The organism is Nocardia sp. NPDC058176 (assembly GCF_042883805.1).
Taxonomy (GTDB): Bacteria; Actinomycetota; Actinomycetes; order Mycobacteriales; family Mycobacteriaceae; genus Nocardia.
Map to the genome: position 1 here is coordinate 90498 of NZ_JBHVVA010000010.1, position 14804 is coordinate 105301.

General features: G+C 70.0%; 14 protein-coding genes. 6 read left to right on the plus strand and 8 right to left on the minus strand.

Annotation, left to right across the window (positions count from 1 at the left end):
• Positions 1-6: 6 nt before the first annotated feature.
• The gene (locus ACFVVM_RS32090; RefSeq protein ID WP_387625997.1) at positions 7-423 is read left to right on the plus strand and encodes an acyl-CoA thioesterase; all 417 of its coding nucleotides are present in this window, start codon (positions 7-9) and stop codon (positions 421-423) included.
• 2 nt (positions 424-425) lie between these two features.
• On the opposite strand, the gene ACFVVM_RS32095 is transcribed toward ACFVVM_RS32090, so the two are convergent.
• From ACFVVM_RS32095 to pdhA, 5 genes are all read right to left on the minus strand, one after another.
• Positions 426-1229 (minus strand): SDR family oxidoreductase, encoded by an 804-nt coding sequence (locus ACFVVM_RS32095; protein WP_387625999.1) that lies wholly within the window; start codon positions 1227-1229, stop codon positions 426-428.
• A gap of 155 nt (positions 1230-1384) precedes the next feature.
• Complete coding sequence (locus ACFVVM_RS32100) at positions 1385-2785, minus strand: uracil-xanthine permease family protein (protein WP_387626001.1); 1401 nt, start codon at positions 2783-2785, stop codon at positions 1385-1387.
• Between the two features lie 76 nt (positions 2786-2861).
• Positions 2862-4205 (minus strand): dihydrolipoamide acetyltransferase family protein, encoded by a 1344-nt coding sequence (locus tag ACFVVM_RS32105; RefSeq protein WP_387626003.1) that lies wholly within the window; start codon positions 4203-4205, stop codon positions 2862-2864.
• Between the two features lies 1 nt (position 4206).
• Positions 4207-5181 carry an alpha-ketoacid dehydrogenase subunit beta gene (locus ACFVVM_RS32110; protein WP_387626005.1) on the minus strand — a complete coding sequence of 325 codons (975 nt, stop codon included), beginning with the start codon at positions 5179-5181 and terminating at the stop codon, positions 4207-4209.
• Positions 5178-6260, minus strand: coding sequence for a pyruvate dehydrogenase (acetyl-transferring) E1 component subunit alpha (gene pdhA / locus ACFVVM_RS32115; RefSeq protein WP_387626007.1), 1083 nt, complete (start codon positions 6258-6260; stop codon positions 5178-5180). The genes ACFVVM_RS32110 and pdhA overlap by 4 nt, the downstream gene beginning before the upstream one ends.
• A 169-nt stretch (positions 6261-6429) precedes the next feature.
• Here pdhA and ACFVVM_RS32120 point away from each other — a divergent pair, with 169 nt between their 5' ends.
• Positions 6430-6924 carry an Lrp/AsnC family transcriptional regulator gene (locus ACFVVM_RS32120; RefSeq protein ID WP_387626009.1) on the plus strand — a complete coding sequence of 165 codons (495 nt, stop codon included), beginning with the start codon at positions 6430-6432 and terminating at the stop codon, positions 6922-6924.
• A 170-nt stretch (positions 6925-7094) separates the two neighbouring features.
• Here ACFVVM_RS32120 and ACFVVM_RS32125 read toward each other — a convergent pair whose 3' ends face one another.
• Positions 7095-8297 (minus strand): benzoate/H(+) symporter BenE family transporter, encoded by a 1203-nt coding sequence (locus ACFVVM_RS32125; protein ID WP_387626011.1) that lies wholly within the window; start codon positions 8295-8297, stop codon positions 7095-7097.
• Positions 8298-8770: 473 nt separating this feature from the next.
• On the opposite strand from ACFVVM_RS32125, the gene ACFVVM_RS32130 reads away from it, so the two are divergent.
• Both ACFVVM_RS32130 and ACFVVM_RS32135 read left to right on the plus strand, forming a co-directional pair.
• The gene (locus ACFVVM_RS32130; protein ID WP_387626096.1) at positions 8771-9577 is read left to right on the plus strand and encodes a sulfurtransferase; all 807 of its coding nucleotides are present in this window, start codon (positions 8771-8773) and stop codon (positions 9575-9577) included.
• A gap of 61 nt (positions 9578-9638) precedes the next feature.
• Complete coding sequence (locus tag ACFVVM_RS32135; RefSeq protein WP_387626013.1) at positions 9639-9815, plus strand: DUF6670 family protein; 177 nt, start codon at positions 9639-9641, stop codon at positions 9813-9815.
• A gap of 7 nt (positions 9816-9822) precedes the next feature.
• On the opposite strand, the gene ACFVVM_RS32140 is transcribed toward ACFVVM_RS32135, so the two are convergent.
• Both ACFVVM_RS32140 and ACFVVM_RS32145 read right to left on the minus strand, forming a co-directional pair.
• On the minus strand, positions 9823-10509 hold the full coding sequence (locus tag ACFVVM_RS32140) for an HNH endonuclease family protein (protein WP_387626015.1): 687 nt from the start codon (positions 10507-10509) through the stop codon (positions 9823-9825).
• 117 nt (positions 10510-10626) lie between these two features.
• A complete protein-coding gene (locus ACFVVM_RS32145) occupies positions 10627-10989 on the minus strand; it encodes a hypothetical protein (protein WP_387626017.1) in 363 nt (120 codons plus the stop codon).
• A gap of 196 nt (positions 10990-11185) precedes the next feature.
• Here ACFVVM_RS32145 and ACFVVM_RS32150 point away from each other — a divergent pair, with 196 nt between their 5' ends.
• Both ACFVVM_RS32150 and ACFVVM_RS32155 read left to right on the plus strand, forming a co-directional pair.
• Positions 11186-14053: a DEAD/DEAH box helicase gene (locus ACFVVM_RS32150; RefSeq protein WP_387626019.1), complete on the plus strand. Its 2868-nt coding sequence runs from the start codon at positions 11186-11188 to the stop codon at positions 14051-14053.
• The gene (locus tag ACFVVM_RS32155; RefSeq protein WP_387626021.1) at positions 14054-14803 is read left to right on the plus strand and encodes an SWIM zinc finger family protein; all 750 of its coding nucleotides are present in this window, start codon (positions 14054-14056) and stop codon (positions 14801-14803) included.
• Position 14804: the final 1 nt, after the last annotated feature.

A 14804-nucleotide genomic window follows, 5' to 3' on the forward strand; every position in this document is an offset into this window, starting at 1 on the left:
GACGGTATGAACTACCCCGTGCTGTGGCCGATGCCGACCCGCTGGGCCGACAACGACCAGTACGGTCACGTCAACAACGTGACCTACTACTCCTACTTCGACACCGCGGTGAACGCCTGGCTGATGCGGGCCACCGGCGCCGACATCACCGCACTGCCCGCCCTCGGCGTCGTCGCCCAGACCGCGTGCCGGTTCCACGGTTCGATCAGCTTCCCCGACCAGCTGCAGGTCGGCCTGCGCATCGCCCGCCTGGGCAATTCGAGCATCACCTACGACCTGGCGATCTTCCGCGAAACCCCCGGCGGCCTCGACCTCGCCGCCACCGGGGACTTCGTCCACGTCTACGTCGACGCGCAGACCCGCAAACCGGTGCCGATCCCCGACGTCATCCGCACCGCGGCCGCCGAACTGGTCACCGACTAGAGCTATCCGCGCAGCATCGTCTGGAAGCGGCGCATGCCGGCGAGCCAGCGGTCGTAGTCGGAGCCCTTGTTGCGGTACATGTGCAGGACCTCGGGGTGCGGCAGGATCAGGAAGTGCTCGGCGGCCATGGCCTCGACGACGGTGTCGGCGACGTCCTCGGGGGAGAGGACCTCGCCCGCCGTCTTCACCGCCTTGATCGCCAGCGCCGACGCCTCGGGGTCGTCCGGGATCAGGTCGCCGGTGAGCAGGCGGGTGTCGACGCCCATCGGGCACAGGCAGCTCACGCGGACGCCCTGGTCGCCGTAGGTGACCGAGAGCCATTCGGCGAAGCCGACGGCCGCGTGCTTGGTCACCGAGTAGGGGGCCGAACCGATCTGGGTCAGCAGACCGGCCGCCGACGCCGTCGAGACGAAATACCCACTGCCGCGCTCGACCCATCCCGGCACGAGCAGCCGCGCCGCCCGCACATGCGCCATCACATTCACGTTCAGCGCCGCGGCCCACTGCTCCTCGGTGCTGTCCAGGCCCGGCCCGCCGCCGATCCCCGCGTTCGCGAAATACAGGTCCACCGGCCCGAATTCGCGCTCGGCCACCGCGATCAGTTCCGCGACGACCTGCTCGTCGCCCACATCCCCACCAACCGCGACCGCGTTCTCTCCGAGTTCCCCGGCGACCTTGGCCGCAGTGTCCGCATCCAGATCCGCGACGACGACCCGCGCTCCACCGGCAACCAGCCGATGCGCGAGCGCCGCCCCGATCCCCGCCCCGGCTCCGGTGACAATCGCGACTTTCCCAGCAATCTCCATCCCCGCACCCTAACGGCGCCTTCCCGCACCCCGCACCGATTCCACACCGTCGGTAGCCGTCTCGCTCCACGCCGGCGCCGCGTCCGCAGTCCAACTGCCGTGGCTCGACGGTGTCGGCGACTCGACCGCCGAGCCCGCAGCGGATCGATACCCGGTCAGCTGGTGGCGGCCGAAGCGGCCGCCGGGTCCGCCTTCGTCAGGTCGGCTTTCGTGTCGGTCGGTTCGTCCGGTTCCGGAGCGACCGCCGCGCGGGCCATGGTGCCCAGCGGGGTGTGGTTGAAGATCAGGTTCAGCACGAAGGCGGTGAGGGCGCCGAGGGTGACGCCGCTGTCGAGCAGGATCTGGGCCGAGGTGGGGAACTTGTCGAACATGCCGTGGGTGAACACCGGCAGCAGGCCGATGCCGATGGCCGTGGCCGCGATGGTGGAGTTCACCCGGTCGAGCAGGTTCGCCTGGCGCAGCGTGTTGATGCCGACGACCGCGACGGTCGCGAACAGCACCAGCCCGACACCACCGACGACCGGCTTCGGAATCACCGCGACCACCTCACCGATGCGCGGCACCAACCCGAGCACCACCAGGATCGCGCCGCTGACCGCCGTCACATACCGGCTGTAGACCCTGGTCGCGGCGACCGCGCCGACGTTCTGGTTGAAGATGGTGTCGACGAACGCGGTGAACACGCCACCCAGCACACCGGACAGGCCGTCACCGACCAGGCCGCGCGCCAGATCACCCTTGCCGATCGGCTTGCCGGTGATCTCGCTGATCGCCAGCATGCTGGCCGTCGACTCGGCGAACACCACGGCCATCACGATGCTCATCGCCACCACCGCGGTGATCGGGAACTGCGGCGATCCGAAGTGGAACGGCTGCGGGATCCCGATCCAGTCCGCCGCGCCGACGCCCGCGGTGCTCACCAGCCCCATCGGGATCGCGATGACGATGCCGATGATGAGCGCGATCAGCACACCCAGCTGCGACCACACCCCGCGTCCGAGGCAGACGAACGCGACCGCGATCAGCACGACCACCGCGGCGAGACCGATGTTCGACGGCGCGGCGAAGCTCGGCGCGGTGGAATCGGTACCGATGATCAGCCCCCCGGCGACCCCGATCAGCGACACACCGACCACGGTCAGCACGGTGCCGGTGACCAGCGGCGGGAAGAACCGCACCACCCGGGCGAACGGCCAGGCCAGCGCCACACCGACCACACCGCCGATCAGCATCGACCCGTACACGGCCTCGAGCCCGTACTCCTTGGCGATCAGGATCATCGGATTCAGCCCGACGAAGGTCGCCCCGCACACGATCGGCAGTCGCGCACCGGCCAGCTTGCCCACGCCGAGGCTCTGGATCAGCGTGATGATGCCCGCGACCAGCAGATCGGCACTGATGAGCAGCCCGATCGTCGCCTGGTCGAGCCCGGCGGCCGCGCCGAAGACCAGCGGCACCGTGATGCAACCGGTGTACATGATCAGAACGTGCTGGATGCCGAATGCCAGCTGCCTGCCGAACGGCAGCCGGGTGTCGACGGGATGCGCCTTACTCATACAACAGGTTGTAGCCCCCGTTTTTTACCGTGAGTAAGCGTCGTGTTTCGTCGGCATTGCGGGTCGGATATATCACTCACACGCGGCTGAGCAGCGTCAATGGGTCCTCGAGGTAACTGGCGGTGGTGGCGAGGAAGCGGGCGCCGAGTTCGCCGTCGACCATGCGGTGGTCGAAGCTCAGGCCGAGGGTGGTGACCCAGCGCACGGCCAGTTCGTCGCGGAAGACCCAGGGGCGCTTGCGGATCGAGCCGAGGCACAGGATGGCGGCTTCGCCGGGGTTCACCAGCGGTACTCCGGTGTCGACGCCGAAGACGCCGACATTGGTGATGGTGAAGGTGCCGCCGCGGAGGTCGGCGGGGGTGGCGTTGCCCGAGCGGGCCGTCTCGGCCGACCAGCTGATCTCGCGGCTGAGCTCGCGCAGGCTCAGTGCGTGGGCGTCCTTGAGGTTGGGGACGAGCAGCCCGCGCTCGGAAGCGACCGCGATACCGAGGTTCACGTAGTGCTTGGTGACGATCTCCTGGTTCTGCTCGTCCCAGGCGGTGTTGATCCCTGGGTACTCGGCGATCGCCGCGAGCGCCGCCTTGGCGACCAGCGCCAGGGGCGTGAGGGTGAGGCCCTCGAAGGATTTCGTGGTGCGCAGGTGGTCGAGCAGTTCCATCGAGGCGGTGCAGTCGACGGTGACGAAGGTGCTGGCCTGCGGAATCGTGCGCGAACTGGCCTGCATCGCGGCGGCGGTGCGCTTGCGGATGCCGGTGACCGGCGTGCGTTCCTCGCGCGCGGTCGGCTCGATCAGTCCGCCGTCGCTGCCCGCGCCATTGGCCGGGACGGGTGCCTGGTCGCCGAGCTTGGCCTGGGTGCGCGGCGCCGTCACCGGGACCGCCGAGCGCACGTCCTCGACAGTGACCGCGCCCTCTGGCCCCGAACCGGCGACGAACCACAGGTCGATGCCGAGTTCCTTGGCCAGCTTGCGCGCCGCCGGTGTCGCCGCCGCGCGATGGGTGCTCGGCGTACTCGCCGCCATCGCCGCCGACGGGGTGGACCGGCGCCTGCGCGAGGTGGCCTCGGCTTCGGGCCCGTAGCCGACCAGCACATCGGTGCGGGTGACCGACTCCGCGGTCGGCGGCGCGGTGATCTCGAGATCGTTGCGCACCCGGATCAGCGGTGCCCCGACGGGCACGGTGTCACCGGGTTGTGCCAGCAGCTCCACCACGACCCCGGAGAACGGCGACGGCAGCGCGACCACCGCCTTCGCGGTCTCCACCTCGGCGATGGTCTGGTTCAGCTCCACCGTGTCGCCGACCGCGACCGACCAGGACACCAGGTCACCGTCGGCGAGGCCCTCACCCAGATCGGGCAGGCGGAATTCGAGAACATGACCGTCGTCGGCGGCGGCTGGTTCCGGCACTGGGGCACCTTTCATCTCACGCGGCTAGACAGCGATCGACCGCCGCCAGAATGCGGTCGGGGTCGGGCAGGTGGTGCTTCTCGAGCTTAGCCGGGGGGTAGGGGATGTCGTAGCCGCCGACGCGCAACACCGGCGCCTCGAGCTGATAGAAGCAGCGTTCGGTGATCCGGGCCGCGATCTCGGCGCCGAGCCCGGCGAAGACCGGCGCCTCGTGCACGATGACGAGCCTGCCGGTCTTGTCCACCGATTCGGCGATCGTCTCGACATCGATCGGCGAGAGACTGCGCAGATCGATCACCTCCAGCGAATGTCCTTCCTCGGCAGCGATCTTCGCCGCCGTCAGCGCGGTGGCGACGGTGCCGCCGTAGGCCAGGACGGTGGCGTCGGCGCCGCGGGTGCACACCCTGGCCTTGTGCAGCGGCAGATCCGGCTCGCCTTCGAAATCTACGTCGGCCTTGTCCCAATAGCGACGTTTCGGCTCGAAGAAGACCACCGGATCGTCGAGCGAGATCGCCTGGCGGATCATCGAATACGCGTCCGACGGGGTGCTCGGGGAGACGACCCGCAGTCCCGCGGTGTGCGCGAAATACACCTCGGGCGATTCCGAATGATGCTCGACCGCACCGATCCCGCCACCGAACGGGATGCGAATCGTCAATGGCGCCTTGACCTTTCCGCCGGTCCGGTAGTGGATCTTGGCGACCTGGGAGACGATCTGGTCGAAGGCGGGATAGACGAAACCGTCGAACTGGATCTCCACCACCGGCCGGTAGCCGCGCAAGGCCATACCGAAAGCCGTTCCGACGATGCCGGATTCGGCGAGCGGGGTGTCGATCACCCGGTTGTCGCCGAAGTCCTTCTGCAAGGTGTCGGTCACGCGGAACACCCCGCCGAGCTTGCCGATGTCCTCACCGAGCAGCACGACCTTGGTGTCGTCGTCCATCGCCCGGCGCAGGCCGGTGTTGAGTGCGGCGGCGAAGGTGGTGATCATGACTGCGCTCCTTCGGCGAGGTGGGCCGAGAGTTGCTGTGCCTGCTCGGTCATCAGTGGGTGATCGGTCGCGTAGACGTGGTCGAACATGCTCACCGGGTCCGGGTCGGGCATCTCGAGCGTGGCCGTGCGCAGGCGCCGGGCGATGTCGTCGGCGGTGTCGGCGACGCGCTGGGTGAACTCCGGATCGAGCAGGCCCTCGTGGTCGAGCAGCAGGCGAAGCCGTTCGATCGGGTCGCGGTGCTCCCAGTACTCGGTGTCGGCGGCGGTGCGGTAGCGGGTGGGGTCGTCGGCGGTGGTGTGCGGGCCCATACGGTAGGTCAGCGCCTCGATGAAGGTCGGGCCGCCGCCGGAGCGGGCGCGCTCCACGGCCCGGCGGGTGACGGCGAGGACGGCGAGCACATCGTTGCCGTCGACCTGCACGCCCGGAATCCCGTAGCCGTCGGCCCGGCGCACCAGCGGCACGGTGGACTGCACGGCGACCGGCTCGCTGATCGCCCACTGGTTGTTCTGGCAGAAGAACACCACCGGTGCGCTCCAGGAGGCCGCGAAACCGAGCGCCTCGGCGATGTCGCCCTCGCTCGTCGCGCCGTCACCGAAGTAGGCGATGGTGGCGATGTCGGCGCCGTCGAGGTGGGCGGCGTAGGCGTAGCCGGTGGCGTGTAGGCCCTGCGAGCCGACCACGATGTTGGCGTTGGTCATGTTGACCTCGTCCGGGTCCCAGCAGTGGTGGGACACCCCGCGCCACAGGGCGGTGAGCTGTTCGGGCGCGACGCCGCGGCAGTAGGCGACGGCGGTCTCGCGGTAGGAGCAGAAGGCGTAGTCGTCGGGGTGCAGGGCGTGCGCCGAGCCAACCTGGGCGGCTTCCTGGCCGTAGAGCGGCGGCCACAGGCCGAGCTGGCCCTGGCGTTGCAGGGCGGTTGCCTCGACGTCGATCCGGCGGGTCACCACCAGGTCCTCGTAGAGCTGACGCAGGCGGGCGCCATCGATGTCGGCCACCAGTGCGGCGTGCTCGCGATCGAGCACACGGCGACCGTCGGGCTGCACCAACTGGACCGGATAGGTCTGCTTCTCCGACATCTTGATCGCCTCCTCATCACCGGCCTCGTGAGCCGACGCAAGTCCGACAATCGCTGAGTGCGATGTGTATCACTCAGCATCCACGATAATGCCGACTGCGCAAGCGATCGACACGGCAGTGAGCAGAATGCATGGTCTCGGCGCGCGTGGCGCTGTCATACTGCGTTGTATGACCAGTCGCGAACCCGATGCCGTGACGCTGGACGCCACCGACGCGCGCCTGCTGCGCGAACTGATCGCCAACCCCCGCGCCACCGGCGTCGAACTCGCCGCCCGCCTCGGCCTGTCCCGCAACACCGTGCAGGCGCGGCTGGCCCGCTGGGACAGCGGCGGGGTGCTCGGCAGCTTCGAACGGCGGGTGGAACCCCGCGCCCTCGGTTACCCGCTGGCAGCCTTCGTCGCGGTGGTCGTCGACCAGCACCAACTCGACGGCGTGGTCGACGAACTGGCCGACGTCGCCGAGGTCACCGAGGTCTGCGGGATGACCGGCTCCACCGACCTCACCGTCCGCATCGTCGCCCGCGACGCCGACGACCTCTACCGCATCGCCGGCCAGATCCTGAAGATCCCCGGCGTGGAACGCACCAACATGGCCCTGGTCATGCGCGAACTCGTCGGCCCCCGCACCAGCCCCCTCTTGGACCGCCTCGCCGGCCCGAACTGAGTTGTCGCGGCGACGTCGTGGTCCGGTTCGGCGGCAGTCACATCGACCGTGCGCCCGGCGCGCCGGCGCGGGTGCCGCGTCAGGCGCTCGGCAAGGGCTGCTGAGCGGGCCCTCGTAACACGGTCTGCACCCGCCGAGGTGATCGCGCGTTGCGATCACGGGCAGAACTGTCAGGTTCCGCTGGGGAGGAAGCGGCGGACGATCAAGCCGGCCACCAGGGCCCAGAAGGCGCCGCCGATGCCGAACAGGGTGGTGCCGGAGGCGGCGACGAGGAAGGTGACCAGGCCGGCCATGCGGTGGTCGGGGTCGCTGAGTGCGCCGGTGAGTGCCGCGGCGAGGGTGGCGAGCAGGGCCAGGCCTGCGACGGTTTCCAGGGTGCCCGCTGGTGCGGCGGCGATGAGGGTGACCAGGGCGGCCGAGGCGAGGCCGAGGATCAGGTAGGTCGCGCCCGCGGTGGCGGCGGCGATCCAGCGGCGCTTCGGGTCGGGGCTGGCGCTGGGGGCGGCGGAGAGGGCAGCGCTGATCGCGGCGAGGTTGATCGCGTGGCCGCCCGCGCCCGCGCCGGCGATGGTGCCGATTCCGGTGACGAGCATCGAGGCGCGCCACGGCACCTGGTAGTCGAACGAGCGCATCACCGCGACGCCGGGGATGTTCTGTGAGGCCATGGTGACGATGTAGAGCGGCACCGCGATCCCGACGATCGCCTGCCAATGCCAGTGCGGCGCAGTCCATTCGACCGTCGGCACCATCGCGGCGAGGTCGAGGTGGCGGCCGCTGACCACGATATCGATCCCGGTGCCGACCGCCGCGGTGGCGAAGGCGACCAGCACCGCCCACTTCGGCGCGAACCGCGTCAGCACCAGCCACACCGCGATCACTGGAACCACCACGGCGGGCGAGGTGCGTAGCGCCTGCACCGGAGCCAGGCACAGCGGAACGAGCACACCCGCGAGCATGGCCTGCGCGATCGGCACGGGAATCGCCGCGACCAGCGAACCGAGCCGCTGCCACAGTCCGGTGATCACGATCAGCACCCCGGTCACCGCGAACGCCGCCACTGCACCCGCCCAGCCGCCCACGACCAGGCCGGTACTCGCCAGCAGCGCCGCGCCGGGCGTCGACCAGGCCAGCGTGATCGGAATCCGATACCGGAAACTCAACAGCAGAATCCCCAGCCCCTGGGTCAGGCACAGCACCAGCAACCCCGAGGCCGCCTGCGCCGGAGTGGCCCCCACCGCCCGCAACCCGCTCAGCACCACCGCGAACGAACTGGTGAACCCGACCAGTGCGGTGATCGCCCCGGCGCCGAGCGGCTGAGCGAGCCCGCCGCGCTCGTCGGCGACATCAGTGGGAGTGGTGGTGACCTGCGACATTGTGCAGATACTGCCCGTCGCCCCGCCCGGTGTCGCCAGCCAGTGCCCCGAAAGTGGCCTGATCGGGCTTCGACGCGACCGGTCCACTTTGTGGGACCTCACCGGGCAGCCGGTGTGCGCAGCTGACGGCCGTGCAGTTTGCCCAGGTCCCCATCGGCCGTTCGTGCGGAAGCGTGCCAGGGACGCGGGCCGCCTGGCGTGGTCGGCCTGGTCGTTGGCCACTGCAGTGCGCACCGTTTCCAACCATCGCCATCGCCGGGCCGATCAGGGGCGCGGACTCGGGTGTTCGCCTGGCGGCGGCATGTCACCTCGGCCCTTGCCGCGCGGTGCATTCGGCAGGGCCATCGGAGGCTGAGTGGCGATCGGCTCGGATCGGGCGTCGGCGCGGGTGGTTCGCTACCGGCGGGCACGGACGGTGCGTAGGGTGGCTGGGCGGGGGACTCGGGACGTGAGGAGTGGGCGTGGGCGCGGTGTTGATCTCCCCGGAGGAACTTCGGGAAGAGCTGGCGGACAACAGGATTCATCTGCTCGATGTGCGGTGGGCGCTGGGCGATCCGGATGGCCCGCAGCACTATCTGGACGGGCACATCCCCGGCGCGGTCTTCGTCGATCTGGAGACCGAACTGGCCGCCGCGCCCGCACCGGCGCGCGGCAGGCACCCGCTGCCCGATCCCGGCACGTTCGAGAAGTGCGCGCGCAGCTGGGGACTCGGCGCCGGCGAACCGGTGGTCGTCTACGACGCGACCGGCGGTATGGCCGCGGCCAGAGCGTGGTGGCTGTTGCGCTGGGCGGGCGTGACCGATGTGCGCATCCTCGATGGCGGCCTGCCCGCGTGGACCGCCACCGACGGCGAACTCGCGACCGGCGCCGAACCCGACCCCGCCCCCGGCGACCTGGTGGTCCGCCCCGGCGGCCTCCCGGTGATCGACGCCGACACCGCGGCGACCTGGACCGGTGTCCTGCTCGATGCCAGAGCCGCCGAACGCTACCGCGGCGAGGTCGAACCGGTCGACCCGCGCGCAGGCCACATCCCCGGCGCGATCAGCGCCCCGACCGCCGAGAACCTCGACGCCACCGGCCATTTCCACGACCCCGAGACCCTGCGCACCCGCTTCGCCGCCTTCGGCACCGGCCCGGTCGCCGTCTACTGCGGTTCGGGTGTCACCGCCGCCCACCAGATCGCTGCCCTCGCCGTCGTGGGGATCGACGCCGCGCTGTATCCGGGCTCGTGGTCGCAGTGGTCGAACGACCTGAAGCGTCCCGTGGCCACGGGCGGCTGAATCGCTGCCCGCACGAGTGCGCGTTCGCCCCCGACGGCAACCCCCTGCGGTGGGGCGGGCGATGCGGTGGACCGTGCCCGGCTACGGCACCCTCGAATGCGTCGTCGAGGGTCCGCTGCGCTACGGACACGGCTTCGGCTACGTGGGTTCGTACAACTTCGGTGGACAGTGGCGCGGTCGCGAGGTCGAGGGGAACGGCTACTTCGGATGGGTCGACCTCCTCGGCCAGTTCGGGTAGGCGCTGATCACGGGCACCCGCGGGCGACGTGGTGCAGCGCGGCATGGTCGGCGGCCGTGACGGGAAGGTCGTAATCGACCGCGACGGTGAGGTATTTGGCCGCGTAGAAGCAGTGGTTGGCCCGGACCGGCGGTAACCAGGTGCCAGGTGTGCTGTCGCCTTTGGCTTGGTTGGCCGCGGCGCTCGTGGCGAGCAGGTTCACCGAGAGGTCGTTGGCGAAACGCAGGCGCTTCTCGCGGGGCCATTCGGCGGCGCCCAGGTCCCAGGCAGCGGCCAGCGGAAACACGTGGTCGATCTGGACGCGTCCGCCCTCGGCCTTGCGGAAGATCACGTCGGTGCCGGTGTAGGGATCGGTGAGAACGCCCTCCACGACGACGCAGCGGCCCCGGGTGACCACGTCCCGCAGCTGCGCGGCCAGCACATTGTTGCGGGTGTCGCAGCCGTCGTGCCCGCCCGGTGCCTCGGTGTCATCGGTCCAGGCGGGACCGAACACACAGCCCTGGCCCACCTTGCAGCCGCGTTCGTACCCGCCGGGGCGCGGGCGCGACGCCACGACCCGGACGGTGTCGAGCAGCGCGGTCACCTCCGCCCGCGACGGACTACCGGGCGCCGGGGCGACCGTCCGATCCGGAACGAGCACCCCACAGCCCGCGACGACGAGCACCGCGCAGGGCACCCAGATCAGTTTCCCCATACCCGCAGGTTGTAGCGGGTGGTACCGACAGATTCCCGCGGTCGGCCGGATATCAGGTCGCCGATCGGGCCAGGACCGTCCAGCGGTGGCCACGGTCGACAGCGGGCCGGTAGGGGCTCACAACCAGGCGCGGGCCAGGATGTCGTCGGCGGCCTGATGATTGGCCGAGGGCGGGAACCGCGTCGCCGCGATCGAGGCCACGTGCGTGCCGTCGTGACCGACCACCCACGATCCGCCCCGGTCCTCGCATTCGGCGATCTTGGCGAACACGGTGAGCAGGAAGGTGATCGATTCCCGCGGGTCGACGGTGTGCGCCAGCCGCTGGGATTCACCGGGTCTGGACAGATCGAGCCACACACCGGATTGACCGTCCAGGCGCATGCCGACGATCTTTCCGGTGTCGATGAACGTGAACTTGCGCCGCTCCCACGGGGTGGTGGGGGTGTAGCTCTGCTCGAGAACCTGGAGCAGAATCGTCATCGCTGCCCTCCGCACGCGTACAGGGGTTCATCGGCCGAGCCGGTCGAGGCCGGTTCGCCTGGGTCGGTATGGAGTTGTCGCCGGGTGATGGCCCGGCCGTGACCAGGGGATATCCCAGTATGTTCCGTGGCGGGCCAGAAATCCAGGGGTACGGGTGCCGACGATCGGTGTCGGTGCCGCCTGCTTGGATGGGTCCATGCTGCACGGTCTGTGGTCCCCCGGCTCGGGCCTGCTGCTGTGGCACGACGGCGAGCCGGTCGCGGTCGGCTCGGTGCTCGGCGACATCCTGGAACGCGCCAGATTCCGCCACCGCGCCGAGGTGCTCGTCGTCGATGCCGCAGGGCGGCCCGAGACCGCCGAGGTCCGCGCGCACGCGCTCGCGCCGCCCACGGCGGCTGTCGTGCTGCGCAGCAGGCTGCCCCGGGAGAACGTCTCCGGCGATCTGCGCTTCCTCGCCCACACCGCGCGCGGCATCGAACGGTGGGTGCGCGCCGGGCGGGTCGTCCCGCAGGTCGAGCGCGCCGACGGCCAGTGGTGGGTGCGCTGGCGCCTGGTCGGCGGGCAACGTCAGCGCGCCTGGCTGGCGGAGCTGGCCGCGGCCATGCCCGCCGCGCTGCGGGTGGCCGGATCGCCCGCCGCCGTGCTCGACGACCTGGTCACCGAACTCACCGACCCGATCGCCCGCGAATACCTCGCCCACCGCACGATGACCCACCCGCTGCTGGCCGCCCTGGTCGGCGACACCCCGCTCGACGCGGGCTCCTACCGCCTGGCCGAGACGTTGTCGCAGTGGCGTGACGGGTACGCCGCCGACGAGCCCGAACTCGTCCTTCGCCTGTGCGAACCCGACGGCGAATTCGGTTCGCTCGACGAGACGGTCGCGCTGTGGCGCCTGCAGGTGTGCCTGCGTCCGGTCGACGACGCACCCAAACCCGTTGCCCTCGATGACGATCCGGTCATCGTCCGCACCGCCGCGGAGAAGCTCGGCCAGGCCAGAAAGGCGTATCCCCGCCTGCGTGACCTGCCCACCGACCCGCGCGGCCTCGATCTGCTGCTGCCGACCGCCGTCGTCGCCGACCTGGTCGCGCACGGTGCGAATGCGTTGCGGGAGGACGGAATCCGGCTGTTGCTCCCGCGCGCCTGGAACATCGTCGAACCCAGCATGCGGCTGCGGGTGAGCAGTCCCGCGGCCGCCGAATCCACCGTGGGCCTCGGCGGCTTGCTGTCCTACCGGTGGGAACTGGCGCTCGGCGATCTGGTGCTCACCCAGGCCGAGATGGAGCGGCTGATCCGCAGCAAGTCGGATCTGGTGCAGCTGCGCGGGGAGTGGGTCCAGGCCGACCATCGCGCACTGGCCGCCGCCGCCCGCTACGTCGCCCAGCACGCCGACGACACCCCGCTCACCCTGGCCGACATGATCGGCGAACTGGCCGCCGAACGCGTCGACGATGTCCCGGTCACCGAGGTCACCGCCGAGGGCTGGGCGGCCGAACTGTTCGCCAGGGAGGTCGAACCCGAGCCGGTCCCGGTCCCGGTCGGCCTGAAGGCTCAGCTGCGCCCCTACCAGGAGCGCGGGCTGAGCTGGCTGGCCACCATGAGCCGGTTGAACTGCGGCGCGATCCTGGCCGACGACATGGGCCTCGGCAAGACGGTGCAGGTGCTCGCACTACTGGTCCATGAGCGCGAGGCCGTCGCGGACGACATCCGGCGAGCGGCCGACTCGGCACCGGTCCAGTCCTCGGCGGCCGAGTTCGACGTCCCGGCTGTGCGGGTCGGCCCCACGCTGCTGGTGTGCCCGATGTCGGTGGTCGGCAACTGGCAGCGCGAGGCGCAACGGTTCACGCCCGACCTGCGGGTCCTGGTGCATCACGGTGCCGATCGGCTCAAAGGCGCGAAATTCGCCGGGGCAGTGCGTGATTCGGACCTGGTCGTCACCACCTACGCCCTGCTCGCCCGCGATGCGGCCCTGCTCAGCGAACAGCAGTGGGAACGCGTCGTCCTCGACGAGGCACAGCACATCAAGAACGCTGCCACCAGACAGGCACGCGCGGCCAGAGCACTGCCCGCCCGGCATCGACTGGCGCTCACCGGAACTCCGGTCGAGAACCGCCTGGAAGAACTGCGCGCCCTGTTCGATTTCGCCATGCCCAAACTCCTCGGCAGCCCGCAATCGTTCCGCGCCCGCTTCGCCGTCCCGATCGAGCGCGAACGCGATCAGCACGCCATCGACCGGTTGCGCCTGATCACCGACCCGTTCGTGCTGCGCAGGCTCAAGACCGATCCGACGGTGATCAGCGATCTCCCCGAGAAGCTGGAGATGACGGTGCGGGCCAACCTCACCGTCGAACAGGCCGCCCTCTATCAGGCCGTCGTCGACGACATGCTGGAGAAGCTCAAAGACGCCAAGGGCATGGCACGCAAGGGTGCGGTACTCGGCGCGCTGACCAGGCTCAAGCAGGTCTGCAACCATCCCGCCCACTACCTGGGCGACGGCTCCCCACTGCTGCGCCGTGGTAGCCACCGTTCCGGCAAGCTGGCCCTGGTCGAGGACGTCCTCGACGCCGTGATCGCCGACGGCGAGAAGGCCCTGCTGTTCACCCAGTTCCGCGAATTCGGCGACCTCGTCCTGCCGTATCTCACCGAACGCTTCGGCGGTCCCGTCCCGTTCCTGCACGGTGGCGTAGCCAAACAGCGCCGCGACGACATGGTGACCGGTTTCCAGCGCGACGACGGTCCGCCGCTGATGCTGCTCTCGCTCAAGGCGGGCGGCACCGGCCTCAACCTCACTGCCGCCAATCACGTGATCCACCTGGACCGCTGGTGGAATCCGGCGGTCGAGAACCAGGCCACCGACCGGGCGTTCCGGATCGGTCAGCAGCGCGCGGTGCAGGTCCGCAAGCTGGTCTGTGTCGACACCATCGAAGAGCGGATCGACGAGATGATCAGCGGGAAGAAGCAATTGGCCGAACTGGCGGTCGGTACCGGGGAGAACTGGATCACCGAACTGAGCACCGACGAACTGCGCGAACTGTTCACCCTCGGCGCCGAGGCGGTGGGGGAGTAGATGGCCGATTTCAGTCAGTTCGGACCGCGCAGACCGGTCACCGGCGGCGCGCGGGCCCGCGGCGGTTTCGGCCGGACCTGGTGGGGCAAGTCGCTGCTGGACGCGGTGGAGAAGGTCGCCGACGCGGGCAGGCTCTCCCGTGGCCGCACCTACGCCAGGGTCGGCCAGGTGGTGAACTACCGGATCGAGCGCGGCGCGGTCACCGCCGAGGTGCAGGGCAGTCAGCCGAGTCCGTTCACCTCGGTGCTGGCCGTGCGGCCGCTGCGTGATGAGGAGATCGAGCTCCTGCTCGCCGAGATCAGGTCCGCGCCCGGCATGCTCGCCGAGATCGCCTCCGGTGCGCTACCGCCCGCCCTCGGCCCGCACCTGCTGCCGACCACCGCCGCCGAACTCGACTTCTCCTGCAGTTGCCCGGACATGGGCTGGCCGTGCAAACACGTCGCCGCGGTCTGCTACCTGCTCGCCGAGCGCCTGGACGAACAGCCCAGCGAGATCCTCACCCTGCGCGGCCTCGACCTCGACACTCTCATCGGCGGCGTCGAGAAGTCCACGCGCGCCGTCGAATCCGATGACCACTACGGCGACGAGCTGGTCCTGCCCGACCTGCCCCGCATCGAATTCCATCCCGTAATCGAGGATCTCGACGCGATCCCGCTGCGCCGCGCCCTGCGCATGTCGTCCGAGGACGAGCAGACCGCGTCCACCGGCCTGCGCGAATTACGTTCGCTTTACCCCGAATTCGACAGCTGAC